At 73.3% G+C, this 23,512-nt stretch carries 23 protein-coding genes; 4 read left to right on the forward strand and 19 right to left on the reverse strand.

Annotation, left to right across the window (positions count from 1 at the left end):
• Nucleotides 1-33: 33 nt before the first annotated feature.
• From ISG29_RS05220 to ISG29_RS05250, 7 genes are all read right to left on the reverse strand, one after another.
• Nucleotides 34-1,023, reverse strand: a complete 990-nt coding sequence (locus ISG29_RS05220) for a helix-turn-helix transcriptional regulator (RefSeq protein ID WP_194502349.1) — start codon at nt 1,021-1,023, stop codon at nt 34-36.
• Between the two features lie 195 nt (nt 1,024-1,218).
• Nucleotides 1,219-2,634 (reverse strand): HtaA domain-containing protein, encoded by a 1,416-nt coding sequence (locus ISG29_RS05225; RefSeq protein ID WP_194502350.1) that lies wholly within the window; start codon nt 2,632-2,634, stop codon nt 1,219-1,221.
• A gap of 63 nt (nt 2,635-2,697) precedes the next feature.
• The gene (locus ISG29_RS05230) at nt 2,698-4,056 is read right to left on the reverse strand and encodes an HtaA domain-containing protein (protein ID WP_194502351.1); all 1,359 of its coding nucleotides are present in this window, start codon (nt 4,054-4,056) and stop codon (nt 2,698-2,700) included.
• Nucleotides 4,049-5,188 carry a hypothetical protein gene (locus tag ISG29_RS05235; RefSeq protein WP_194502352.1) on the reverse strand — a complete coding sequence of 380 codons (1,140 nt, stop codon included), beginning with the start codon at nt 5,186-5,188 and terminating at the stop codon, nt 4,049-4,051. Before ISG29_RS05235 ends, ISG29_RS05230 begins: the two co-directional genes overlap by 8 nt.
• Entirely contained in the window at nt 5,176-6,072 is an 897-nt protein-coding gene (locus ISG29_RS05240; RefSeq protein ID WP_328828059.1) for a heme ABC transporter ATP-binding protein, read from the reverse strand. The genes ISG29_RS05235 and ISG29_RS05240 overlap by 13 nt, the downstream gene beginning before the upstream one ends.
• Nucleotides 6,069-7,196: a FecCD family ABC transporter permease gene (locus tag ISG29_RS05245; protein WP_194502353.1), complete on the reverse strand. Its 1,128-nt coding sequence runs from the start codon at nt 7,194-7,196 to the stop codon at nt 6,069-6,071. Before ISG29_RS05245 ends, ISG29_RS05240 begins: the two co-directional genes overlap by 4 nt.
• Nucleotides 7,193-8,260 carry a heme/hemin ABC transporter substrate-binding protein gene (locus ISG29_RS05250; protein ID WP_328828062.1) on the reverse strand — a complete coding sequence of 356 codons (1,068 nt, stop codon included), beginning with the start codon at nt 8,258-8,260 and terminating at the stop codon, nt 7,193-7,195. The genes ISG29_RS05245 and ISG29_RS05250 overlap by 4 nt, the downstream gene beginning before the upstream one ends.
• Before the next feature lie 448 nt (nt 8,261-8,708).
• Between ISG29_RS05250 and ISG29_RS05255 the strand changes: the two genes are divergently transcribed.
• Nucleotides 8,709-9,377 (forward strand): biliverdin-producing heme oxygenase, encoded by a 669-nt coding sequence (locus ISG29_RS05255; protein WP_194502354.1) that lies wholly within the window; start codon nt 8,709-8,711, stop codon nt 9,375-9,377.
• On the opposite strand, the gene ISG29_RS05260 is transcribed toward ISG29_RS05255, so the two are convergent.
• From ISG29_RS05260 to ISG29_RS05270, 3 genes are all read right to left on the reverse strand, one after another.
• The gene (locus tag ISG29_RS05260; RefSeq protein WP_194502355.1) at nt 9,378-9,980 is read right to left on the reverse strand and encodes a DinB family protein; all 603 of its coding nucleotides are present in this window, start codon (nt 9,978-9,980) and stop codon (nt 9,378-9,380) included. It abuts the gene before it with no gap.
• Nucleotides 9,977-10,999, reverse strand: coding sequence for a sigma-70 family RNA polymerase sigma factor (locus ISG29_RS05265; protein WP_207792804.1), 1,023 nt, complete (start codon nt 10,997-10,999; stop codon nt 9,977-9,979). The genes ISG29_RS05260 and ISG29_RS05265 overlap by 4 nt, the downstream gene beginning before the upstream one ends.
• 150 nt (nt 11,000-11,149) lie before the next feature.
• Entirely contained in the window at nt 11,150-11,767 is a 618-nt protein-coding gene (locus ISG29_RS05270; protein ID WP_194502356.1) for a pirin family protein, read from the reverse strand.
• A gap of 64 nt (nt 11,768-11,831) precedes the next feature.
• On the opposite strand from ISG29_RS05270, the gene ISG29_RS05275 reads away from it, so the two are divergent.
• The 3 genes from ISG29_RS05275 to ISG29_RS05285 are packed head-to-tail and all read left to right on the forward strand — an operon-like array spanning nt 11,832 to nt 15,251.
• Nucleotides 11,832-13,199: a glycoside hydrolase family 1 protein gene (locus tag ISG29_RS05275; RefSeq protein WP_194502357.1), complete on the forward strand. Its 1,368-nt coding sequence runs from the start codon at nt 11,832-11,834 to the stop codon at nt 13,197-13,199.
• A 46-nt stretch (nt 13,200-13,245) separates the two neighbouring features.
• On the forward strand, nt 13,246-14,325 hold the full coding sequence (locus ISG29_RS05280) for a sulfotransferase family protein (RefSeq protein WP_235958594.1): 1,080 nt from the start codon (nt 13,246-13,248) through the stop codon (nt 14,323-14,325).
• Nucleotides 14,325-15,251 carry a glycosyltransferase family protein gene (locus ISG29_RS05285; protein WP_194502358.1) on the forward strand — a complete coding sequence of 309 codons (927 nt, stop codon included), beginning with the start codon at nt 14,325-14,327 and terminating at the stop codon, nt 15,249-15,251. Before ISG29_RS05280 ends, ISG29_RS05285 begins: the two co-directional genes overlap by 1 nt.
• 128 nt (nt 15,252-15,379) lie before the next feature.
• On the opposite strand, the gene ISG29_RS05290 is transcribed toward ISG29_RS05285, so the two are convergent.
• From ISG29_RS05290 to ISG29_RS05330, 9 genes are all read right to left on the reverse strand, one after another.
• Nucleotides 15,380-15,865 carry a hypothetical protein gene (locus tag ISG29_RS05290; RefSeq protein WP_194502359.1) on the reverse strand — a complete coding sequence of 162 codons (486 nt, stop codon included), beginning with the start codon at nt 15,863-15,865 and terminating at the stop codon, nt 15,380-15,382.
• Nucleotides 15,862-17,013 (reverse strand): MalY/PatB family protein, encoded by a 1,152-nt coding sequence (locus tag ISG29_RS05295; protein ID WP_194502360.1) that lies wholly within the window; start codon nt 17,011-17,013, stop codon nt 15,862-15,864. The genes ISG29_RS05290 and ISG29_RS05295 overlap by 4 nt, the downstream gene beginning before the upstream one ends.
• A 23-nt stretch (nt 17,014-17,036) precedes the next feature.
• Nucleotides 17,037-17,474, reverse strand: a complete 438-nt coding sequence (locus ISG29_RS05300) for an HIT family protein (protein ID WP_194502361.1) — start codon at nt 17,472-17,474, stop codon at nt 17,037-17,039.
• Between the two features lie 179 nt (nt 17,475-17,653).
• Nucleotides 17,654-18,325, reverse strand: a complete 672-nt coding sequence (locus tag ISG29_RS05305; RefSeq protein ID WP_194502362.1) for a response regulator — start codon at nt 18,323-18,325, stop codon at nt 17,654-17,656.
• Nucleotides 18,322-19,620: a sensor histidine kinase gene (locus ISG29_RS21525; RefSeq protein WP_194502363.1), complete on the reverse strand. Its 1,299-nt coding sequence runs from the start codon at nt 19,618-19,620 to the stop codon at nt 18,322-18,324. The genes ISG29_RS05305 and ISG29_RS21525 overlap by 4 nt, the downstream gene beginning before the upstream one ends.
• Nucleotides 19,617-20,645, reverse strand: a complete 1,029-nt coding sequence (locus ISG29_RS05315) for an acyltransferase family protein (protein ID WP_194502364.1) — start codon at nt 20,643-20,645, stop codon at nt 19,617-19,619. Before ISG29_RS05315 ends, ISG29_RS21525 begins: the two co-directional genes overlap by 4 nt.
• Nucleotides 20,642-21,610, reverse strand: coding sequence for a D-alanine--D-alanine ligase (locus ISG29_RS05320; protein ID WP_194502365.1), 969 nt, complete (start codon nt 21,608-21,610; stop codon nt 20,642-20,644). The genes ISG29_RS05315 and ISG29_RS05320 overlap by 4 nt, the downstream gene beginning before the upstream one ends.
• Complete coding sequence (gene alr, locus ISG29_RS05325; protein WP_194502366.1) at nt 21,607-22,782, reverse strand: alanine racemase; 1,176 nt, start codon at nt 22,780-22,782, stop codon at nt 21,607-21,609. The genes ISG29_RS05320 and alr overlap by 4 nt, the downstream gene beginning before the upstream one ends.
• On the reverse strand, nt 22,779-23,435 hold the full coding sequence (locus tag ISG29_RS05330) for a M15 family metallopeptidase (RefSeq protein ID WP_194502367.1): 657 nt from the start codon (nt 23,433-23,435) through the stop codon (nt 22,779-22,781). Before ISG29_RS05330 ends, alr begins: the two co-directional genes overlap by 4 nt.
• Nucleotides 23,436-23,512: the final 77 nt, after the last annotated feature.

Below are 23,512 nucleotides of genomic sequence, written 5' to 3' on the forward strand. Positions count from 1 at the left end.
GAGTCAGCCCCGGTCAGCCTCGGTCAGACCCGGTCAGACCCCGAGGCGCCCGGCCAACTGGCGCCGGGTACGGATGCCGAGCTTGCGGTAGGCGCAGGTGAGCTGCCACTCGACGGCGCGGACGGTGAGGTCGAGCTGGGTGGCGACCTGGCGGTTGGTCAGCCCGCGCGCGGCCAGCAGGGCGGCGCGGTGCTCGGCGTCGGTGAGCACCGACGAGGGGCTACCGCCGGGAAGGCCGGGCTCGGCGCCACATCGATCGAACAGCCGGTGTACGCGGCCGAGCAGCGGCGAGGCGCCCTCGACGGTCGCGTACTGCTCGGCGGCGTGCAGCAGCGCCACGGCGCGGTCGCGCTCGGCATCGCCGGGCAGCAGCAGGAGCGAGGCGAGGTCGCAGCCGATGGTGGCGGCGAGCCCACGTGACCCGGCGCGCTCGGCGTGCTCGAGCGCCTCGTCGAGCATGGCGATCCGGTCGCCGATGAGGGTCACCATGGCGCGTACGCGCAGCGCGGAGGCGACCGCGTGGTCGGACCCGTGCGCGCGGGCGGACCTCTCGTAGGCCACGCCGACGCGCTCGGCCTCGGCGGTGCGCCCGACGCGGACGAGGGCCGGGGCGTAGTCGGTCTGCCAGCCCAGCCACACCGGATCGGCGTCCGGGGTCAGCAGAGCCGCCGACTCCAGATGCACCAGCGCAGCCTCGACGCGGCCCTCGGCCAGGGCCAGGCGTCCCCGGGCGTGCTGGGCGACGGCCTCCGTGGCCGCCCGGCCCGAGCGCTCGAGAGTGGTCAGCGCAGGGAGCAGGCGGCGTGCGTCTCCGAGACTTCCTCGGGCCAGATCCAGATCGAGCAGCAGCGACACCGCGTGGGCGTCGTCGACGTCGTCGAAGGTCTCCGGCACGAGTCGCACGTCGGCCGCCGCGGCGATCGAACCGGACCGGGTCAGTGCGCCGACCGCGACGACGTCAGGACGACTCGGAACGGTCGTGTCGAGTGCCCGGTCGAGCACGTCGCCAGAGGAAGCGAGCATGGTCACGAGACTAGGAACCCTGGCGCTCCGTGTCCGGCGAATGGGCGGATGGGCGTCGGATCCGACCGCCCGTCTGGTCCAGCCAGGACCACGCCGGCCCCCGGCCCCGGTCGGGCAGGAGTGCGTGGTGCGCCCAGACCGGGCGATGAGCGACGGCGGTCGACGCACCGCGAGTGCGTCGACCGCCCGCCAGTGTCATCGAGTGATGCGCACCGTCTTCGTGGTGCGAGAGCCCTGGTGGACCTCGTCACCGCGGTAGACCACGACGAGTCGGGCTCGGCCCTTCTTCGCCGAACGCGGCAGGACGAATCGCTTGGCGCCCTGGGCGTTGAGCTTCTTGACCCAGGTGCGCTTCTGCTGGCCGGGGGCCTTCCAGGTGAGGGCGACCTTGCCGCCGGGCACGTAGCGGCGTCCGCTCACGGTGACCTTCACCGCCCCCGCGCGCGTGGTGCGCGGCTTGGTGAGCTTGGCGGCGGTCGCCGAGCGCAGGGGGTAGCCCACAGCACTCCAGTCGATGTCGACGGGGGTCTCGGTGTCCTGCGTGGTGTTGGAGTGCGTGTGCGCCTGCCAGGTGTAGACGGAGTACTGCAGGCGCGGGTCGAGGTCGGAGCCGGAGGCGCTGAGGGTCGTCGTGAAGTCACCGTCGGGCATCTGGGCGGGCGTCACCCAGGCGGCGTCGACGAAGCCGTCCTGGTCGGAGGAGTCGTCGGTGGGCGGCAGACCGCCCGACTCCGCGAGACCGACGTAGATGCCGGCGTCACCGGGGTTCGTGACGGCGGTGAAGCCGGTGCCGGCCACCTCCACCGTGAGGGTCTCCTCGGCGGTGCTCGAGGTGAGGCTGACCGTGGGGCTGCTGCTCTCGCTGGCGGTCATGGTGAACGCGGACGGCGCCTTGGCGTCGTCGCTCGAGGCACCGCTGGCGTAGAAGTGAGCGCGCACACCGGAGGTGAGCTGGCCCAGGAACGTGGCTGCGAAGGAACGGCCCTCCACGGGCTGGCCCTCCGGGATGCCCAGCGCACGCGACTCCTCACCCTCGGGCAGCGTGCCGTCCCAGTGCGGGGTCGCGGTGAGGCTGCCGACGCCGTCGGCGACCGACCAGTCCGAGGCGGCGGCGTCGAAGGTGGTCACGACGACGCGGGCGGGCTCGGTGCTGTCGGCCGGGTTGCCCATGGCGGCGGCGTTGGAGGCGGAGACCACGGCGGAGATGACGCCGTGGCCCTCGTCGTCGACGGTGACGGTCGGGTCCTCCAACGTCACGGTGTAGTAGGTGGTGCCGGCGAAGGCGAAGGATCCCGACACCGAGCCCTGGTAGGCCACCGAGGCCACCCCGGTGCCGGGGTCGTAGCTGCCGGCGCCGTCGGGGAAGGTGATGACGCCGTCGCTGTCCTCCGTGGCACCGTCGCCGAGCTCGTGGGTGGAGAGATGGTCGTCGAAGCGCGGCGAGATCTCCCACGCGAGGGAGAGGTCGTCGGCCTCCGCGCGCGCCGGCGCGGTCGCCTCTGCGGCCGGTCCGGCGAGCAGCGCCAGTCCGGAGGCCGCCAGGCCCGCCGCGGCGCAGGCGGCCACGGCGCGCGTGCGCCCCCGGGTCCGGGCGGTGGTCGTGGTGTACATCGTGCTCGTCTCCTCTTCGTGGGTGGGGTGTCCGAGATGGGCCGCACGGGTGGCGGCCACGGTTCAGGTGCGCCGTGCGTGCAGCACACCGGCGGTGAGCAGCAGGGCGATCCCGCCTGCCCACCAGGTCCAGTCGTGTGGAAGGCCCGCCGGCGCCGACACCGCGGCGACGGGCGCGAGGTCGGCGGCCGTGCGTGGCCCGAGCGGCCCGAGCACCCCGTTCCTGGTCACGACGTCCCCGGCTGCGGGGACCGGAGCAGCGAGCGGTGCCGCCCGCGCGGCGTCCTCGGTCCAGGCCGTGGGCACGGCCGGGACGGCGGCGGCGATCGCGGCGGGGGTGGGCAGGGGCGGTGCGGTGTTGGTGACCGAGGGAGTGCTCGTCGCGGTGGGGCCTGGAGTCGGCTCGATCGGATCGTCGGCCGAGAGGGAGACCGTGAGGGCCCGCGGAGGCTTGCGCGGGTCGGCGGCCCCTCCCGAGGAGTACCAGAACGCGCCGGTGCCCAGGCGCTCCATCACTGCGACGAACTCGGCGGGGAAGGAGCCCCACGAGGCCCCGGTGGTGATCTGGGTGCCCTGGCTCGGCGAGATGCGCACACCGGCGTAGTCCGGTGTCGCCGAGAAGCCGGCCTCGGCGAGGTCGACCTCCGACAAGGTGGCCACCGTGACCCGCTCGGCGGGTATCTCGCTCCACTCGCCGGTGTTCTCCAGGGACGAGGCGAAGCCGCCGACCTCGGCGGTGAGCCGACCCGTGCCGGAGGACACCTCGAGCACGGGGTCACGCAGGAAGAACATCGAGTACCCGGAGTAATAGAGGACGCTGACCGTGCCGCTCCAGGAGAGGCGGGCCTCGCCCGTGGTCGCATCGGCCTGGCCGGTCCCGCCGGTGAACACGAAGGTGTGATTGCTGTCGGCGCCCACGCTGAGCCGCTCGCCGGCACCGTCGGTGAAGAGGCCCTTCCAGGTGGCGCGACGCCATGCCCCCTCGGCGGGCCGGTACTTCTCGATCCGCACGGCCCCCTCCGAGGCCCGCCAGGAGCGGCGCGGCAGCTTCGTGCCCCCTCGGCCGGGGTCGGGCACGGCGCCGGCGGAGAAGAAGTTGAAGGTGCCGGGCGCGTACGCCGCGGTGTTGGACTCCAGGTTGATGCCCCACCGCAACGTCGCGTCGTCGATCGCCGTCTCGGCCGAGGGGGTCTCCGAGGGGTCGTCGCTGGGGCTCGGCTCGGTGGTGGGCTCGGTGGTGGGCTCGGCGGTGGGCTCGGCGGTGGGCTCGGCGGTGGGCTCGGCGGTGGAGGTCGCGGGAGGCTGCGAACCGGAGGCACGCACGCCGACGGCGGGGGCGAGGACGAGCACGACGATGCCGAGGAGACCGATCGCGGCGCGGCGACCTCGCATCGTGTGCACGGGGTGGTGGCGTTCAGGCACGGCGAGCCACCCGGACCCTGCGCCAGTCCAGCCCGGCCCGCAGCAGTGCCGCGACGAGCACGAGCGAGGAGAGCACGAAGAACCAGACTCCGGCCGAGCCCACGACGGAGGAGACCCGGTCGGTGTCGCGCTGCGCCGCCGTGCCGAGCTCGGTCTCCTCGGCCGAGGTCACCGCGAACCGCACCGCCGGTTCGGCCCGCTCGAGGCCGTAGAGCCGCAGTTCGTGGGTTCCGGCCCGCACCGTGGCGGGCAGCGTGACCACTCCGGCGAGCCGACCGTCGTCGCCCACGAGGAAGGGTCCGTTGGCCGAGAGCCCGTCGTCGAAGACGGCCACCACCTGGCGGCCGGCGGGGAGACCGGAGGCGCGGAAGGAGAGCACCCCGCCGGCTCGTGCCGACGCGCGATCGACCTGGAGAAGCGCCGGGCCGCGCTCGGACCGGGCAGGTGCCGGCGACGTCGACGGCTGGCCGCTCGTCTCGGTCGAGGCCTCGCTCGCCGGGGTCGCGGCGGCGCTGGGAGTGCCCGACCCCGCTGTCGGCGTCGAGGCCGTCGCGGCACCGAGGTCGCGCACCCGCACGGGAGTGAAGGTCTCGTTGCGGGCATTGGTCACCCCGTGTGCGCCGATCGTGATCACCCCGCAGGTGACCTGGCGGCAGTCGACGCGACGGGTAGCGCCATCGCGGTCGACGGTGGTGAACACCGCGCCCGGCACGGTCAGCGTCGTGCTCCACCGGCCGTCGGCGGAGATCACGCCCCCGTTGGCCGACGCGGCCGTGTCGGACCCGGGGAAGGCGACGTAGCGCTGGTACCCCGCGTTGTCCTTCGCCTCGCTGTCGGGAACGTAGAAGTAGTCGGCTCCCGTGGCGCCGCCCTGGCTGGGCCGCCACCCTGCGCGGACCGTGCCGAAGAAGACGTAGATGCCCCCGTGGCCTCCGCGGATCGACTGGAACCCGCGGCCCGAGACCGTGAGTGTGGTCGCGTAGGTGGGGTCGATGGATGCGCCGCCCGGTCCGGCGACGGTGACGACGGCGCCCTGGTCTGCCGCGGCCGGGGGCGAGGCCGCCGCGCCGAGGGCCAGCGCGAGACCGAGGACCACGGCGGCCCCGGTGACGCTGCGAATCAGTCGTTGCACGAGACCACCTGCTCGGGTGCTCGACCGGCGTGGCGCCGGTCTGGGAGGACGACCACGCTGCCGTCGTGATCGATGACCTGCACGGGATGCCCGTAGACGTCGCCGAGCAGGTCGGCGCGCAGCACCTGCCGTGGTGGTCCGTCGGCCACCAGGCGGCCCCCGCTCACGAGACAGACCCGGTCCGCGTAGGCGGCGGCCAGGGAGAGGTCGTGCAGGACCACGACGACCAGCGCTCCCGCGTCGGCCTCGGCACGCGCGGTGGCGAGCACGGCCTCTTGGTGGCGGATGTCCAGCGCCGCCGTCGGCTCGTCGAGCAGGATGACCGGCGTCGTCTGGGCCAGGATCCGCGCGAACGAGGCCCGGGCGCGCTCGCCCCCGGAGAGGGTAGGGAACGCGCGCGCGGCCAGCGCGTCCACGTCGGCGCGCCGCATCGATTCCTCCACGACCCGTTGGTCCTCGACGTCGCTCGCACGCCAGGGCGCCCGGCCCATGGTGACCACCTGTCGCACCGTGAACCCGAAGGCCAGGCCCTGGTGCTGCGTCAGCACCGCGCGCCGCCGAGCCAGGGCGCGCGAACCGTAGGCGGTGACCGGTCGGCCCGCGTGCAGCACGCGGCCCGAGGACGGCTCCTGGTCGCCGGCCAACAGCGCCAGCAGCGTCGACTTGCCCGCGCCGTTGGGTCCGACGAGCGCCACCAGTTGGGCCGGGGCCAGGTGAAGGTCGATGTCGTCGAGGATGTCGATCCGGTCGATGCGTACCCCGGCGCCCACGACGCTGATGACGGCCCCCACCTCGGCCCCCACCTCGGCGGCCCCGGTCTCGGTGGCCCCGGTCTCGATGCTGGTCTCGATGCTGGTCTCGGTGCTGGTCTCGGTGCCGGTCACGCCCAACCCCCTGCGGTGCGGCGGGCACGACGGATCAGCCAGAAGAAGAACGGCCCGCCCACCAGGGACGTGAGCAGGCCGATGGGCAGGTCGGCGTTGGCGACCGCCGTGCGGGCCCACAGATCGGCCACCACCAGCAGCAGGGCCCCGCCCAGCGCGCTGGCGGGGATGAGCAGCAGGTGCCCCGGTCCGGCCAGCAGCCGGATCAGGTGCGGCACGACCAGGCCGACGAAGGCGATGATGCCGCAGAAGCTCACGGCCGCGGCGGTGAGTACGGCGACGACGACGATGGCGCCGATGCGCAGGCGCTCGACGTCGACTCCCACGTGCCGCGCGCCACGGTCGCCCAGAGCGAGCAGGTCCAGGGAGCGGGCGAGCAGGATGGCCGCTGCGATCCCGAGCGCGGCGAGGGGAGCCACGACGAGCACCGCCGACCATCGGGTGCCGTTGAGGCTGCCGAGGGTCCAGAACACGATCTGCTCGCGGGCCTGCTGGTCGCCGAGGAACAACAGGAACGAGAGGCCGGCGCTGGTCATGGCGTTGAGGGCGATACCGGTCAGGACCAACGTGACCACCTCGGTGCGCCCGCCGTCTCGGGAGAGCAGGTAGACCAGCAACGTGCTGAGCAGACCCCCGGCGAAGGCCGCGGCCGGGACCGTCCACACACCGGCACCGGTGAGACCGAAGGCGATGACCACGCCGGCCGCCACTGCGGCCCCCGAGGAGACGCCCACGACTCCGGGCTCGGCAAGCGGGTTGCCGAAGACCCCCTGCATGACCGCCCCGGCCGTCGCCAGCGAGGCGCCGGCGAGGGCGGCCATCGCCACGCGGGGGAAGCGGACCTCCCACAAGGTGGCATCGCCGCGCGGATGGGTGGGCACCGGCCCCCAGGGCAGTCCGATGTGGTGCAGCACCGAGCCCACGACCTCGTCGACCGGGATGTGCAGCTGGCCCGTGCCGGCGCTCACGATCAGGGCGAGAGTCAAGGTCACCACCAGCGCGCCGAGCAGACCCGTCCCGGTCAGGATCCGGTGCCCTCCGTGCCGGGGGGCGCAGGTCGCGGCGGCCCCCCGGGCACGGCCGGGCTCGTCGGCTGGGGCCGCGGGCGTGGCGAGCGCCGTCATCGCAGCGCCTCGGGCGAGTAGACGGCCACGGCGAGCGCGTTGAGCACCGCCGCCGAGTCCGGGCCGAAGCCCAGGATCTGCGAGTCGGCCATCGTGACGAAACGCTCGTGCTCGCCCGCCGGCGTGTTCGCCAGCGCGGGCAGGCGCTCCAGCAGCCCCTCGACGCCACCGGCGGACGCCAACCCCTTGGTCATCATCACGACGAGGTCGGGCTGCGCGGCGACGATCGCCTCGTCGGTGACCGGCTTCATGCCGTTCCAGCCGATCTCCTCGGCGACGTCGTAGAGGCCGAGTGCGTCGATGAGGTCGTCGGCCCCGGACTCCTCGCCGAAGAGGTAGTAGACCCCGGCGTCGCCTCGGACGTAGAGGAAGACGGTGCGCAGCCGGTCGGCCTCGCTCGCGGGGGCCACTCGGCCGATCGCCTGCTCGGCCTGATCGATGCGGGTCTGGGTGCGCCGGGCCAGCTCGCGTCCCTGCTCGGGCACCCCGAGTGCCGCGGCCGTGCTGCGCGTCAGCGCGGCCACGTCGTCGAGCGAGCGGTGGCTGTCGAGCACCACGACCGGGATGCCGGCGTCGCGCAGCTGCAGCACGACGTCCCACGGCCCCAGGGAGGTGTCGGTGAGGATGACGGTCGGGTCCAGGGCGAGGATCGCCTCGGCCGCCAGGTCGTGCCCGTTCTGCGTGACCAGCGGCAGCTGGTCGGCAGGTGAGAACTGGGTGGAGACGTCGCGCCCGACCAGCCGGTCACCGAGGCCGAGGTCGTAGACGGTGCGCGCCAGCGTGCCGTACACGTCGAGGGCCAGGATGCGATCGGCCGAGGTCACGGTGACCTCGGTGCCCTGGGCGTCGGTGACGGTGACCGGCAGCCGGGGAACGGCGTCAGACGACACCGGGTCGACCTGGGCGTCGATCACCGCCTCGGCGACACCGTCCCAGGCCCGGGGGTCGTCGAGCGGGGTGGTCTGGGCCAGCGGCGGCGCCACCCGGCTCGATGCCGGCGCCGCATCGCCGGGCCGCGACGTGCCACCTAACGCGAGCCCGCAGCCCGACACTGCGCCGGCCACGGTCAGGGACAGCAGGATCGCAAGCAGGGCTGGACACAGGGTCGGACGCAGGGCCGGACGCGGGGCCGGACGCGGGGCCGGACGCGGGGCCGGACGCGGGGCCGGGCGAGGGATGCTTCGCGTGGTCGGTGTCCGTACCCCGGTGGGCGGGCGGCCGCGCAGGGGGCGCGGTCGCCGGTACGGGAAGCGGTGTCGGGGCACGGGCGGTCTTTCGATCGAGGGACGGGAGCGCCCGGCTCGGCGTCGCGAGCCGGCTGGCCGGATCGGGCCGGGCTGTTTCCCGCCCGGAAGCGCGGGTGTGAACTAAGCCTAACCTAATTTAGGTTAGGCTTACCTTGGCAAGAAGATGCCCTTCTGTCAGGATCACTGCGCGTCACTCGCCGGCGACGCGCTCCCCTACCCGGCCGGACGCCCTCGCGGCGTCCCAAGCCCAGCCCATGGAGGCCCGATGACCCTCGCGACCGCTCCTGAGCTGCGCCCGACCCTCTCGACGGCCCTGCGAGAGGGATCGCGCGCGGAGCACGAGCAGGCGGAGAACTCGCCCTTCATGTCCGAGCTGCTGGAGGGCGGGCTGGCTCCGGAGGCCTATGCCGACCTGCTGATGCGGCTGCGGATCGTCTACGAGGCGCTGGAGGCCACGGTGCGAACCCTTGCCGAGGACGCCCTGGTCTCCGCGCTGTACGACCCGGCCCTCGAGCGTCTGGCCGCCATCGACGCCGACCTGACGTGGTGGGCGCCCGACCGGAGCCTGGAGCCGGTGGACTCACCCGCCGCGTACGCCTACGCCGACCGGTTGCGCAGCGCCGCCTCGTGGGGAGGCCTCGTGCTCGCTCACCACTACACCCGCTACCTGGGCGATCTGTCCGGTGGTCAGGTGATCGGCCGCATGCTGCAGCGCACCTACGACCTGCCGGCCGGACGCGGGGTGGCGTTCTACTCCTTCCCGGCGATCGCCAAGCCCAAGCCCTACAAGGACCGCTACCGTGCTCGACTCGACGCGCTGCCCCTGAGCCCCTCCGACGTGGCGCGAGCAGTCGAGGAGACCCGGGTCGCCTTCGCGCTCAACCGTGCCCTGTTCGCCGAGCTGGGCCAGAACCTGGATGCCTATCGCCGCTGATCACCGGCGATGACCGGTGATCGCCGGGCCGCCCGGCGCACGCCCCAGGAATCCGAGCAGGGCAGCCGCAGCGGCCGTGTCGGCGTACCCGGCCGGTCCGAACTCGGCGCCGCGCCGGCCGCCGGCGATGAGGGCGACGGCGACCGGCAGCAGGTCGTCACTCAGCGCAGGCGGCAGCGGTCTCGCCACGCCGGTGGCCCAGGTGGCGTCCCAGGCGTGCACGGCGATCTCGAGGGCAGCGGCCCCGAGCAGGGTCGCGGAGTCGAGGGAGAACGCCCCGCACCCGACCACGGCAGCCCCGCCCGGCGTCCAGACACCGAGCAGCGAACAGCACTTGTCGCGGATGCGAGCCGCCTCGGGAGTGCCGAGTGGGGTGTCGAGCAGGGCGGGACGCACCCTCCCGCCCGCCGCCTCGAGGAAGGCGTCGAGCCCGTCGTCGAGGTGGGCCAGCAGCGTGGCGAGCGACCAGTCGGTGCAGGCCGTGGGCAGTCCGAGGTGCTGCGGCTCGATGTCGCCGAGCACGACGCGCCCGTAGCCCAGGGCGCGCTCCAGCAGCTCCACGGACCCGCCCGCCGTCGCACCTGCGACGAGGGCGGCGGTCACGACGTGCGGTGGTCGGCGGGCAGACTCGTCGGCAGCCCGAACACCGCGAAGAGACGCGGGTCGAAGAAGGCGTCGACCTGCTCCAGCTCGGGGTTGGCCGGGTCGGCGCCCCACTGGAGCACCTGGAGTTGGAACGGCTCGAAGTGGCCCTCGGGGGTGCGCATGTAGAGCCCGAACGCCGGCTGACCGTTGGCCCGGGTCTCGATCATCGGCATGTCCTCGATGCCGCCGGGGCACTCGTTGCCGATCAGCCAGGCGATGTTGGCCCGACCCTTGAACCAGCTGGTGAACGGCGGCATCTCCCACACGGCCTCGGCGGTGAGCAGGGAGACGATGGTGTCGACGTCCTTCTTCCAGAACGCCTCGGTGTAGCGGTCGAGCAGCTCGCGTTGCTCGCGGGTCAGCTCCTCGGAGGAGACGGTGTCGGCGCTGAGGGCGCGCTCGCCCATCTGTGCGTGCGCGCGCTGGAGCGCGGAGTTCACCCCGGCGACGGTGGTGTCGAGCGCCTCGGCAACCTCCTTGGCGCTCCAGCGCAGCACGTCGCGCAGCACCAGTACGGCACGCTGCCTGGGTGGCAGGTGCTGGAGGGCGGCGACGAAGGCGAGGCGCACGGTGTCGCGGTCCTCGACCGTGATCGCCGTGTCGGGCACGGGCTCGAGCCAGGCGACGTCGGTGTCCTGGGCGAGCTCGCCGCCTGCCTGCTGGTCGGCGGTGCCGAGCCCGACGGGCAGCGGCCGCCGAGGGCGGCCCTCCAGATTGGTCAGGCAGACGTTGGTGGCGATGCGGTACAGCCAGGTGCGCACCGAGCTACGGCCCTGGAAGCCGGCCGACGCCTTCCAGGCGCGCAGGAACGTCTCCTGCACCAGATCCTCGGCCTCGTGCACCGACCCGCTCATCCGGTAGCAGTGCGCGAGCAGCTCGCGCTGGTAGCGACCGGTGAGGGTGTCGAAATCGGTGAGCTCGTCGTGGGCGGTGCCGGTCTGGGTCATCGGATCCTTCTCCACTGCCGCTGCGGTCATGGCTGCCTCTCGCCTGAAGTGTGCCCTCACGAGGGTGGACCCGGCCAGGCCCGGGAACTCATCGGCGCCGTCGCGAACGACGCCCAGGGTCGCCGGGTGATGCGTCGGCCGGCCCGCGGGCCGGCTCGCGGTCACGGCCTGCCGGCCGAGCTACCCGTCCAGCTGCCACGCCAGCACCGTCGAGTCGACCGCAGCGACGACGTCGTGGTCCGGCTCGTCGGTGCACAAGAAGGCGTCGCCAGCCTCGAGCGGCTCGGCGAGCGAGGAGCGCCTGAATGCTCCACGAGCCACGTAGACGTGCAGCCGGGGAGCGGCCGGCAGGGTGAGCGTGCGCCCCGCCGGCACCTGGGCCACCAGCAGCCGCGCGCCGCCGGCGGCGGGTGAGAGTCCGGCGTCCGCGAGCTGCTCGGACGTCGGCAGCACGGTCGCCGTGTAGGCGGGCGCGGCGTCGGGGTCGTCGCCGGTGAGCCAGACCTGCACGAACCGGGTGGGCCCGACGGCGTGCTCGGAGTGCTCCACCCCGGCGCCGGCGGAGAGCAGGGCCGCCGATCCGGCGCTCAGTACGGTGTCGGTGCCCGAGGAGTCGCGATGGCGCAGGGCGCCGGAGAGCACGACCGTGACGATCTCCAGCCCGCTGTGGCGGTGCGTGTCGAAGCCGCGGCCGTCGCCGAGCACGTGCTCGTCGTGGCAGACCACGGCCCCGAACGAGAGCCGTTCGGGGTCGTAGTGCTCTCCGAACGAGAAAGCATGCCGGGTCTGCCTGCCCACCTCACGGGTGAAGAAGCGAGCATTTCCCCTTCGTACCTCGACGACCACGGGCATCATTCTGCCCATGTCGCAGGCGGCGGAGAGTCGGCCGGGGTGGCCGCTCCCGCAGCTGCCGCCCGGTTTCGTACTCGGTGTGGCCACCTCGGCGACCGAGGTGGAGGGCGCGACCGACGCCGACGGCCGGGGGCCGTCGATCTGGGACACCTTCGCCGCCCAGCCCGGTCGCATCGACGACGGCAGCACTCCGGCGCAGGCCGCCGACCACTACCGTCGCGCGCGTGAGGACGTCGACCTGCTGGCCGATCTCGGCGTGCGCGGCTACCGGTTCTCGGTGTCGTGGCCACGGGTGCAGCCCGACGGCCGCACCCTCGACCCGCGCGGCCTGGACCACTACGACCGGCTGGTCGACCGGCTGCTCGCGGCGGGCATCTCGCCGATGGTGACGTTGTACCACTGGGATCTGCCGCAGGCGCTCGAGGACGACGGCGGGTGGCTCAACCGCGAGACGATCGAACGCTTCGCCGACTACGCGGCGATCGTGGCTGGCCGTCTCGCGGACCGGGTGCCGCAGTGGGTACCGGTGAACGAGCCCGCCGTCGCCGCGTTCGCGGGCAACGCCTTCGGTCAGCACGCTCCCGGTCGTGAACTGGGTCTCGATGCCCTGCACGTGGCGCACCACCTCGTCCTCGGGCACGGGCGCGCCGTCGCGGCGCTGCGAGCGACGGGGGTGCAGCAGGTGGGTTGTGCCAATCAGCACGCACCGGTGTGGCCGCTCTCGGAGGACGACGCCGACGTCGGGGCGAGCAAGATCTTCGACGCGCTGTGGAACGGCATGTTCACCGAGCCCATGCTGCTGGGCCGTTACCCGGCCGACCTGACACCCCTGCTCGACGACCTGCTGCTGGACGGCGACGTCGCGACGATGCGTCAGCCGCTGGACTTCTACGGAGTGAGCCACCATGCCCCGTTCCGCATCGGTGCCAGCGACCCCGGATCCCTCATGCCGTTCGAGATGTTCGAGACGGTCGGCTACCCGACCACGGACGCCGGGTGGCCGGTCGTGCCCACGGCTCTGCGCGAGTGGCTGATCACCTTCCGTGCCAGGTACCGGGCGGCCCTACCGCCGCTCGTGGTGACCGGCCTGGGTGCCTCGTTCGCAGACCCGGTGGGCACGGACGGCGAGATCGACGACGTCCGTCGCATCGAGCACCTGGCCGGTCATCTCGAGGCCGTGTCGCAGGCTGTGCACCGCGGGGTCGACGTCCGGGGTCTCTACGTGTGGTCGCTGCTCGACGGGTTCTCGTGGTCACGGGGTCGCTCCGACCAGCGCGGACTCGTCCACGTGGACGCCACCACGGGGCGGCGCACACCGAAGGCCTCGTTCCACTGGCTCGCGGAGGTAGTCGCCGCGCAGACCCGCTCGTTGGGCTGACGCGTCGGGGGATGGCCCGACGCTGCCCCTGGTTAGGCTGTCGCCCATGGTCGATGCGCCGAGCCCAGCGCCGAGCCCGGCTGCCGGGCCCCCCGAGATCCTCCAGCCTCCCGCGGGGCGCCGACTGGTCTTCGTCGTCGGCTCCGGGCGCAGCGGCACCAGCACCATGGCCGGCTCCCTCCAGGCGCTCGGCATGCACGTGCCGCAGCCCGAGGTCGACGCCGACGAGAGCAACCCCAAGGGGTTCGGCGAGCCCCAGTGGGTCGTCGACTTCCACGACGACCTGCTGCGCAGGTGCAACGTCGCCGTCTCCGACGCCCGCCCGCAGGCGTGGTTCGAGTCCGGCAAGCTGACCAACCACGAGCGAGTGCGCCGGCGGTTGCACGAGTGGCTGGAGGCCGAGTTCACCGAGCATGGTCCGGAGTTGGTGATCAAGGATCCTCGCCTCGCGTGGTTCCTCGGCCTGTGGCGCTCGGCCGCCACGCGCTGCGATGCCCGGGTGGGATACGTGACCATGCTGCGACCCGTGACCGAGGTGGTCGGCAGCAAGCAGCGCGTCTACGACGCCCGCTCCACCGAGGTGGGGCGTACCGCGGCCTGGATCAACATGATGCTGCACACCGAGCGGGCCACCCGCGGCCACGAACGCGCCTTCGTGCGCTACCACGACATGCTCGACGACTGGACCGTGCCGACCTTCGGTCTGGGCCAGCGCTTCGACCTCGACGCCGTGAAGTCCGCGGCGGCCAACGACATCCGCAAGGTGCACGCCTTCATCGACCCCTCCCTGCGCCGCGTCGACATCGGGTGGGACGAGCTGGAGATCCCGGCTCCCCTGCGCGAGATCGCCCAGGAGGCGTGGACCCATCTCGACGGCCTCGCCGACGACGATGGCGACACCCCCGCCGTCCACGACGCCCTCGACGAGCTGCGGGCCGCCTACACGGCGATGTACGAAGGGGCGGAGGCGCTCACGCAGTCGACGGCCGCGGCACGGTTCCGCGCCGGCCTGAACCAGCAACCGCCGGCGAAGCGGATGTCGGACCGGGTGCCGCACGGCGTGCGTGCCATGGTGCCCACGGGCGTTCGGCAGGGGCTGCGCAAGGCGGCTGGGCGGGAGCGCTGATGAGCCCGGTGCGTGGCGCCGACGTCCCCACACTCGAGGGCCACCACGACTTCGACGTGCGGTGGCCGTGGAAGCGCGGACCGTTGGCCCCGGGGCTGAGCTGCGTCTTCCGCGTGAAGAACGAGGCGCGCAACCTGCCGTGGGTGCTGCCGCCGATGCTCGAGGCCGTCGATGCGGTCGTCCTCGTCGACAACCTCTCCGACGACGGCACCGGCGAGCTCGGCCAGCGCATCGCCGCCGAGTGCGGCGCGAGCGAGCGCTACCTCGGGCTCACCTATCCCCACCAGGTCGCGCGCGCGGGCAGCGAGCACCTCGGCACCCGGCACGACTCCGTGCACTCGCTCGTGCACTTCTACAACTGGTCGTTCAGCCACGTGCGCACCGCCTACTCGATGAAGTGGGACGGCGACATGGTGCTCACCACCGAGGGTGTCGACGTGCTGCGCGACCTCTCCTGGCAGTTGCACGACTCCGGTGCCGTCGTGGCCGTGCCCCGCCACCCCGTCTCGGTCGAGAGCGAGCAGGTGGCGTGGATCGACCTCGGCTACCGCTTCCTCGAGCCGTGGATCTACCCCATGGGCCCGGAGTTCACGTTCGTCAAGGCCTTCGAGTGGGAGGTGCGCGAGTTCCCCGAGTCCTCCCAGCGCCTCATCGCCCCCGAGGGGCTGTGCATCGAGCTGAAGTGGCTCGACCAGGACGAGTTCGCCCACTGGAGCGCCATCGACTTCGACGCCTCCCGCGCCCCCCGCAAGCGCCGGGAGTGGGAGGTCTACTCCGCGCTGATGGAGGGTCGTGGCGACAAGGTGCCCGGCCTGCACCGCATCGAAGCCCCCGCCGGCGTGCACGTCGTCGACTACATCACCCGCACCTGGCTGCCCCACGCCGCCCGGCCCCTCGTGCGGAAGCGGGCCCGGATCGAGGCGTGAGTTGGCCCGGGTTTGTGGTCTTGTGGACGCCGTTTGGTCCCAAACGTGGGCAAAATCGGCGATCTGGATGCAGTTTCCGACCAAACGTGGGCGGTGGAGGCGCTGAAGAGAGCTGCGCCGAACGAGGGTCAGAGCGCCACGTGCTGGCAGGTGGTGGGGTCGATACGCCAGGTGTTGCCGACGTGTCGACCCTCCCGGTCGTGGTTGGCGCGGTGCGGGGTCGCTGCGGCAGCCTGATCCGCCGTCCAGAGGTAGACGCCGACGGCGCCCTCCGAGCGGGAGAGCGTGGCCTGGAGATGCACGCTGATCGAGGTGCCGTGCATCGCGACGCGCGCGGTCGCGGTCTCCTCGGCCCCGCTGGTGGTGACCAGCACGATGTCGGTGTCGCTCGGCGGGAAGGAGAGGCCCGTTCGGATCTCCAGCTCTCCGGTGGGCTTGACCGACGCGGACTTCACCTCGAGACGCCGTCGGTCGCTGAGGAGGTCGTGGCCCCGGGTGTGACGGCCGACGTGCACCGCGTCGAGGGCCGCCGCCGCGATGAGCTCGGCCGCGAATCCCGGTGGCAGGTGCACCGGCCGCGAGCCCGCGGCCGGGTCGGGCTCCGGTGCGCTCATGCAGTCAACGCCTTCGCCAGCCGCGTGACGATCTCCTCGAGCCGGTCGGCCGAGGTGGCGATATTGAGTCGTACGTGGCCGTCCAGGCCGGGCTGGTAGTCGTGCCCGGGCGCGACCCTCACCCCGTGCTTGCGTCCGAGGGTCGCCGGGTCGCTGACGCCGTAGGCGCGCAGATCGATCCAGGCCAGGTACGTCGCTTCCAGGGGCCGCATCCGGGCCTGCGGCAGGCGCTCGGCCAGGTGCTCGGAGAGATCCTCGCGCAGGACGTCGAGCCGTTGGCGCAGGGCGAGCAGCCACAGGTCGCTGTCTCGCCAGGCGGCGACCCCGGCGATCATGCCCAGCACCGACCAGCCGTGGTTGGCGCTGTGCGGCAGCGCGGCGATCGCCTCGCGGTCGTCGTCGCGCAGGCTGATCAGCTGCGCGCACTTCAGGCCCGGGGTGTTGAACGACTTGGAGTGGCTCAGAACGCTCAGGCCGGTCGGGTCGACGTCGAGGTAGGGGGTGAACTTCGCCCCGCCCGGCAGCACCAGCGGCGCGTGGATCTCGTCGGCCACGACGCGGGCGTCGTACTGCGCCGCGAGATCCCGGACGGCCTCGAGCTCGGCGCGGGTGAACACCCGGCCCCAGGGGTTGTGGGGGCTGCACAGCAGCAGGGTTCGGGCGCCTTCGTCGAAGGCTGTGCGGACGGCGTCGAGGTCGAGCTCGGCGCGCTCGGCGTCCGGGTCGAGCGCGACGTACCGCGCCTCGCGCCCGGCCAGCTCGACGACCTCGCGGAACGGCGGATAGCAGGGCAGTGGGATGACGACGGGTCCGGGCGGACAGAGGTGGTCGAGCGCCAGCCGGATGCCATCGACGACATCTCCGACGACCGTCGTCGCGCCCGCGGGCAGCGACCAACCCCAGTGCCGCTCGGCGAAGCCGCGGAACGCGGCTTCGAGGTCGCCGTCGGGCCCGTGGCCGCCGAAGGGCGGGTAGCCCAGCACGCCGCGCCCGACCGCACCGTTGAGGGCGGCGGTGATGGCCGAGGCGGGGGCGTAGTCCATCTCCGCCACCCACGCGGGCAGCGTGCCCTCGGGCACCGCCCCCCACTTGCAGGGCAGGGCCGCCCTGGCCTCGGAGTCGGTGTAGTCGCGGATCTGTCCGGCCATGGCTGCGAGCCTAGGTCGCGGGCTCAGTCGGTCAGTGCGGCGGCCGCCGCGGCGATCCGGTCCTGATCGCCAGGGGTGGGGTTCCAGGGCAGCTTCAGCGAGTCCTTGGCGGGGTCGTCGGCGTAGCGCGGGATCACGTGCAGGTGGAAGTGGAAGACGCTCTGCCAGGCCGACTCGCCCCAGTTGTTGATGAGGTTCACGCCGGTGGCGCCGAGCTTGTCGAGCTGTACTCGGGCCAGCTTCTGGGCGACGGACGTGACAGCGGCGAGGTCGTCGGCCCCGATCTCGCCGAGATCCTTCGCGTGCTTCTTCGGGATCACCAGCAGGTGGCCGTCGGTGGCCGGGCTGATGTCCATGAACGCCAACGTGGAATCGTCCTCGTGCACCGTGATGCTCGGAATCTCGCCGTCGACGATGCGACAGAAAAGGCAGACGGGGTCGCGGTTCACCTCACCAGGCATGACCTGAACCTACCCGGTGCCGGTGGTCGCCGATCGCGCATGTAACGCGGTGTTGCACGGACTGGGACGGGTGTATAGCCCCGCGCCAGCCGGTGCAACACCGCGTTACATGTGCAACACCGCGTTACATGCGCAACACCGCGTTACATGCGCAACACCGCGTTACATGCTGCGGGCGTTCACACCAGCCCGTGCTCGTGGGCGAACACGACGATCTGCACGCGGTCGCGCAGGTCGAGCTTGCGCAGGATCGCGCCGACGTGGGTCTTCACGGTCGACTCGGAGGCGAAGACGCGGGCGGCGATCTCGGTGTTGGAGAGTCCGGCTGCCACGGCGGCGAACACCTCGCGCTCCTTGTCGGTCAGGCCCGAGAAGGACGCCGGCACGCTCACCCGCGCGCGGAAGGCGCCGTCGAGCAGGGTGGTGAGGTCGGTGGGGGCGAGCACCGCGTTGCCCGCGTGCACGGTGCGGATCGCGTCGGCCAGTTGGAGTGGGGTGGCGTCCTTGAGCAGGAAGCCGGAGGCGCCGTGGCGGATCGCGGTGGCGGCTCGGTCGTCGAGGTCGAAGGTGGTCAGCACCACCACGCGCACCGGCTTGGCGCGGCGGGCCACGCGGTCGGGGGAGAAGATCTGCCGGGTCGCCTCGACGCCGTCCATCTCGGGCATCCGGATGTCCATGAGCACGACGTCGGGCACCAGCTCCTCGACCAGGCGCACCGCCTCGAGGCCGTCGGACGCCGACCCCACCACGGCAAGGCCGGGCTGCGCGTCGACGATGGTGCGCACGCCCTCGCGGAACAGATCCTGGTCGTCGACCAGCAGCACGCCGATCTCGGGGGTGGAGGAAGTCATCGGGCACGCACCGGGATCCAGGCGGTCGTCGTCCACGACACCACGGCCTCGCCGCCGGGCGCGGCGTCCGCGCGTCGGCGCACGTCGAGATGGCCGCCGACGGCCTCGACCCGGCGCCGCATGCCGAGGAGTCCCTGCCCGCCCTCGGCGTCCGGTGCCGTCACGACCATCGGCTGGGTCTCGTCGGCGCTCGGAGTGGGGTCGGCGAGATTGCGCACCTCGAGCCTCAGCTCGCCCTCCCAGTGGCGTTCCACGTGGATCACCGCACCCCGGCGGCCATGCCGCATGGCGTTGGTGAGCATCTCCTGGAGCACCCGGTGGGCGACCTCGGCGAGGTCGGGAGGCAGCGGCTGGGGCCGACCCTCCTCGCTCACCTCGACCTGCGCGCCGGCACCGCGGACGCCGTCGACGAGCTCGGTGAACCGGTCGGTGGCCGCCGCCGCGGCGGGCGCACCCGCCTCGGAGGTGGTGCGCAACACCTGCCGTACGTCGCGCAGCGAGGAGCGGGCAGAGGTGGCGATGGTCGCCATCGTCTCCTTGAGCTTGGCACTGTCGAGGTCGTCGCGGAACTGGGCCGACTCGGCCTGGGCCAGGATCACCGCGAGGGAGTGCCCCACGACGTCGTGCACGTCGCGGGCCAGGCGGGCCTGGTCCTCACGGAGCTGGGCGATCTGCTCGGCCTGTTCGGCCTGCACCAGCGCGGTGGCGCGGTCGGCCTCGGCCTCGGCCTGGTGCGCCTCCGAGGTGCGGGCGCGGGTGGTCATGCGGACGGCGAGTCCGGCCAGCCACGGAAGGCCGAGGAGGAGCCCGAGACCGACGATGCCGACCAGGATCAGGGGGAGGCCGGCGTCGTAGCCGTCGTAGAGCCGCGCTTGCAGCGACCTGTGCTGCTGGAGGAGCGGGACGAGGGTGCCGTAGGGGTTCTCCCGCACCACGATCGCGCCGATCAGCGCCACGGCGGGGATCGAGACGAGGCTGGTCCACAGGGTGGCCAGGCGACCCCAGCGCGAGCACGCGAAGGCGACGTAGCAGACGCACACCTCGACGAGGAGCAAGGGCAGCGTCCAGGCCACCTGGAGGAACCCGGCGACCCAGATCAGCGTCAGGGCCGCGGCCGGAAGGTGCCGGGCCACCGTGACCGCGGCGGTCAGCAGGAGCACGAACAGCAAGATGTCGGGACGTCTCCCGACCGACGAGGTGAATCCGACCACGTAGGTCTCGAGGAGACCCAGCACGAGAGTCGCCAGGCCCGCCGTGCAGTCCGGCAGCCACCGTTGCCAGACCGGGGCGGTCACGCCGCATCCCGGACGACGACCCGCGGCGTCGCCTGCCGCCGGCGGGCGAGCGGCAACTCGACGAAACGCCGGGTCAGCCAGGCCGCGGCGAGCGCCAGCGGCACCGCCGCCCCCGCGGCCCACGCGCCGTGCGGGCGCAACCACAGCGCCAGCGGGTAGTCCCAGAGGTACACCGCGTAGGACACGACGCCCAGCGACACCAGCACCCGGGCCGGTCCGGTGACGCGCACCCGGTCGCGCCAGGCGAGCACGAGCACGACCGTCAGCGCGGCGATCACGGGCCCTCCTACGAGATAGGTCAGCCAGTGGGCTGAGGTGTGGCCACGCCATGGAACCACGCAGAGCACCCCCAGCACCGCGAGCGCCACGGGGGCCGTCCAACGCGGCATTCTCGGCAGTCGACGGGCGTACAGCCTGGCCCCGCCACCGACCACGAAGCAACCCGCCCACGAGGTGGGCAGGGCGTAGGCGAGGTCGGGGTCGGGCCACAGCCACGCCGCGGTGGCGAGCAGCCCGGTCAGGCAGACAAGCGCGGCGCCCGCGACGCCGAGACCGCGGCGCGCGCGGCGGTGCGCGAGCAGCAGCAATCCGGGCCAGAGCAGGTAGAACTGCTCCTCCAGGGCCAGGGTCCAGAGGTGGAAGGTCGCGCCGTCGGCGTGCAGCACCGGCAGGTCGCCGATCCAGGTCAAGGCCACCGCGAGGGTGCGCAGCAGGTCGCCTCGCTCGCCGAGCGGGTCGAGGGTCAGGGTGACCAGGGTGTAGCCGGCCAGCATCACCAGCAGCGGCGGCACCAGCCGCCGGACCCGGCGCCGGTAGAACGCGCGCAGGTCGAGGTGCCCCGTGCGCGCCAGCTCGTCGGCGAGCAGCCCGGTGATGAGCCAGCCGGACAGCGCGAAGAACATGACGACGCCGACCACGCCCGCCCCCGGGAACGGGCCGGGCACCGCGTGCCGCAGCACGACCAGGCCGACGGCGACGCCGCGCAGCAGGTCGAGCCCGTCGATGCGCCCGGTGCGCGCGCTCACGCGGCGGCGAGGCCGCGCGCGCAGACGAGGGCGTCGTCCAGCAACACGTCGAGCAGGTCGGCGTAGCCGAGTCCGGCCGCGGCGAACATGCGGGGTGCCTGGCTGGCGGCGGTGAACCCGGGGGTGGTGTTGACCTCGTTGAGCACCGGGCCGTCGGTGGTGAGGAAGAAGTCGACGCGGGCGAGCCCGGCGCAGCCCAGGGCGTCGTACGTCGCCAGCGCGGCCTCCTCGAGCACCGCCAGGTCGCCGGCTGCGAGCGCGGCAGGCACATGGAAGTCGGCGGTGCCGTCGTACTTGGTGTCGAGGTCGAACACGCCCGGGCAGATGATCTCGAGCGCCGGTGCGACGTAGCGGCTGCCGTCGGGGCGACCGAGCACGGCGAGGTCGACCTCGCGGCCCTCGATGGCCCGCTCGACCAGTACCCGGGAGTCGTGGCGCAGCGCCTCGCGCACCGCTGCGGTCAGGTCGCCGCCGACTGGCACGAAGGTGACCCCGAGGCTGGAGCCGGCCGCCACCGGCTTGACCACCGCGGCGTGGCCGGGCCGCGGCAGGGACGTGGCGGCAGTCACGACGCTGCCGGGGGCCGTGGCCACTCCGGCAGCGGAGGCCACCAGCTTGGTGGCGTGCTTGTCCATGGCGAGCGCGCCCGCAGCGAGCCCCGAGCCCACCAGCGGCACGCCCGCCAGGTCGGCGAGGGCGGCGATCGTGCCGTCCTCACCGCGCGGACCGTGCAGCAGCGGCAGCACCACGTCGCAGCCCTCGATCGCCTCGGCGGCGCGGGCCAGACCGTGCTCGAAGCGTCCGTCGCGGCCGATCGTCAGCGGCACCACGTCGTGACGAGGCGCCATCGCCTCGACGGCCGAGGCCGCCGAGGCCAGGGAGACGTCGTGCTCGCCGTTGGCGCCGCCCCCGATGACGGCCACGCGCAGGCGGGGCAGGGTCGGGGGAGTGGGCAGGACGTTCACGAGAGGCTCCTCAGCTGGGGCGTGCGGGTGGTGTGCAGCAGGCGGGGTCGGGTGCCGAGGCCGGTGAGCACCTCGTGCTCGAGCGAGTCCGACCAGGCGGCCCAGTCGGCCGCCGTCGGCTCGCCGTCGTCGCCGGGGCCGAGCACGGTGGCGGGTGTGCCCGGTACCACCGCGTCGTCGCGGAGGTCGACCACGACCTGGTCCATCGAGATGCGCCCGACGATCGAGCGACGTCGCCCGGCCAGCAGCACCTCGGCCCTCCCGGAGGCCAGGCGCGGCAGCCCGTCGGCATATCCGAGCGGGAGCAGCGCGAGCGTCGTGGCGCGGTCGGTCAGGTGGGTGTGGCCGTAGCCGACGCCCGTGCCGGCGGGCACTCGCCGCACACCGACCACCGGCGCGGTCAGCCGCATCGCGGGGCGCAGCCCGTGCCGATCGGGCGCGCCGGTGGGATCGATGCCCACGAGCCCGGCGCCGGCGCGCACGAGGTCGTGGTGGGTGAGCGGGTCGGTCAGCGCCGCGGACGTCGCGGCGAGGTGCCGGTGCGTGGGTCGCAGACCGAGGGCCCGGGCCACGGCGGTGCCGCGGGCGAAGCGCGCCCGCGCGGCGGCGTTGGCCGGGTGGCCCGGAGCGTCGGCGCAGGCGAGGTGTCCCATGAGGCCGACGATCCGCACGCGGCCGGTGCGCTCGACGGCTCTGGCGGCCAGGCACAGCTCGGTCCACTCCTCGGGCGCGGCTCCGTCGCGCGCCATCCCCGTGTCGAGGTGCAGGTGCACGTGGGCCGGTCGGCTCGGGTGGGCGGCCGTGGCGATGGTGCGCAGGTGCGCGATCGAGGGCACGGCGAGGTCGACCCGCGCCTCGAGCGCGGTGGCAGCGTCGAGGTCGACCGGGTTGAGCCAGCTGAGCAGGGGCGCGGTGAGGCCGGCCCCACGCAGGTCGAGGGCCTCGGTGAGCCCGGTGACGCCGAGCCAGGTCGCGCCGTGGGTCAACGCGGTGCGCGCGACGTCGATGGCGCCGTGGCCGAACCCGTCGGCCTTCACGACGGCCATCAGCGCTGCGGTCGGAGCCACCGTACGGGCCAGGAGCGCGGCGTTGTGGCCCACGGCCGCGAGGTCGATCTCGAGGGTCGCGGCGGGTGCCACCGAGCGCGTCGCGGCGACGGCCAGGGCGGTCATGCCGCGGTCTCGCCCGTCAACCCTGCGTCAGCGGGGCCGTAGAGGGCGGCGGGAGCGCCGGTGACCAGAGCCCAGTAGCGGTCGCCGTGGCTCCAGTGCCACCACTCCGTTGGATAGTTGACGAGGCCCTGGCCGCCCAGCACGGCGGCGAGCAGGTCGCGGTGAGCGCGGGCGTCGTCCGAGATGTCGGGGGACGCCGTGAAGCAGCGCCCGCCGGAGACCTCGGGCGTGGCGTCGATCGGCGTGCCGAGGTCGAGCTCGGCTCCGGTGACGTCGACCAGCGTGAGGTCGACCGCCGCGCCAGCGACGTGCGGGGCGACGGCGGCGGGCGAGACGAAGCGACTGACCAGCTGCTCCAGCTCGGTCCGGTGCGCGGGCTCGGCCAGCTCGGGGCGGTGGTTCAGCACCTCGGCGGCGTAGGCGGCGACGATCCACTCCTGGTCGGCCACCGACCGGTGCCCTTCGACCACGCGAAGCCGCAGCGCCGGGAACCGCTCGATCAGGTCGCCTTGCGCGGCGATGAGCCGTGCGGCCAGCGAGTGCCGCACCCAGGCGCGGGCCGGACCGAGGTCGAGCGGCAGCCGCACCAGCGGCTCACCGCACTCGTGCACCGGCACCGCCGCGACCCGGGGGTCGCTCAGGAGGATCGTCATGCCTCCAGGCTGGCGCTCACCCGGGGTCGGTCGCGTCGGCCGCAGGTACCGATCCGGTGTCCTTCAGGACGAGGCGT

The organism is Nocardioides acrostichi (assembly GCF_015319165.1).
In the GTDB taxonomy this organism is placed as follows: Bacteria; Actinomycetota; Actinomycetes; order Propionibacteriales; family Nocardioidaceae; genus Nocardioides; species Nocardioides acrostichi.

What these genes read in the sequence shown, in the direction of transcription:
- ISG29_RS05220 (WP_194502349.1), bottom strand. Translation starts at nt 1,023, where the DNA reads ATGCTCGCTTCCTCTGGCGACGTGCTCGACCGGGCACTCGACACGACC.
- ISG29_RS05225 (WP_194502350.1), bottom strand. Translation starts at nt 2,634, where the DNA reads ATGTACACCACGACCACCGCCCGGACCCGGGGGCGCACGCGCGCCGTG.
- ISG29_RS05245 (WP_194502353.1), bottom strand. Translation starts at nt 7,196, where the DNA reads ATGACGGCGCTCGCCACGCCCGCGGCCCCAGCCGACGAGCCCGGCCGT.
- ISG29_RS05255 (WP_194502354.1), top strand. Translation starts at nt 8,709, where the DNA reads ATGACCCTCGCGACCGCTCCTGAGCTGCGCCCGACCCTCTCGACGGCC.
- ISG29_RS05265 (WP_207792804.1), bottom strand. Translation starts at nt 10,999, where the DNA reads ATGACCGCAGCGGCAGTGGAGAAGGATCCGATGACCCAGACCGGCACC.
- ISG29_RS05275 (WP_194502357.1), top strand. Translation starts at nt 11,832, where the DNA reads ATGTCGCAGGCGGCGGAGAGTCGGCCGGGGTGGCCGCTCCCGCAGCTG.
- ISG29_RS05280 (WP_235958594.1), top strand. Translation starts at nt 13,246, where the DNA reads ATGGTCGATGCGCCGAGCCCAGCGCCGAGCCCGGCTGCCGGGCCCCCC.
- ISG29_RS05285 (WP_194502358.1), top strand. Translation starts at nt 14,325, where the DNA reads ATGAGCCCGGTGCGTGGCGCCGACGTCCCCACACTCGAGGGCCACCAC.
- ISG29_RS05290 (WP_194502359.1), bottom strand. Translation starts at nt 15,865, where the DNA reads ATGAGCGCACCGGAGCCCGACCCGGCCGCGGGCTCGCGGCCGGTGCAC.
- ISG29_RS05295 (WP_194502360.1), bottom strand. Translation starts at nt 17,013, where the DNA reads ATGGCCGGACAGATCCGCGACTACACCGACTCCGAGGCCAGGGCGGCC.
- ISG29_RS05300 (WP_194502361.1), bottom strand. Translation starts at nt 17,474, where the DNA reads ATGCCTGGTGAGGTGAACCGCGACCCCGTCTGCCTTTTCTGTCGCATC.
- ISG29_RS05305 (WP_194502362.1), bottom strand. Translation starts at nt 18,325, where the DNA reads ATGACTTCCTCCACCCCCGAGATCGGCGTGCTGCTGGTCGACGACCAG.
- alr (WP_194502366.1), bottom strand. Translation starts at nt 22,782, where the DNA reads ATGACCGCCCTGGCCGTCGCCGCGACGCGCTCGGTGGCACCCGCCGCG.
- ISG29_RS05330 (WP_194502367.1), bottom strand. Translation starts at nt 23,435, where the DNA reads ATGACGATCCTCCTGAGCGACCCCCGGGTCGCGGCGGTGCCGGTGCAC.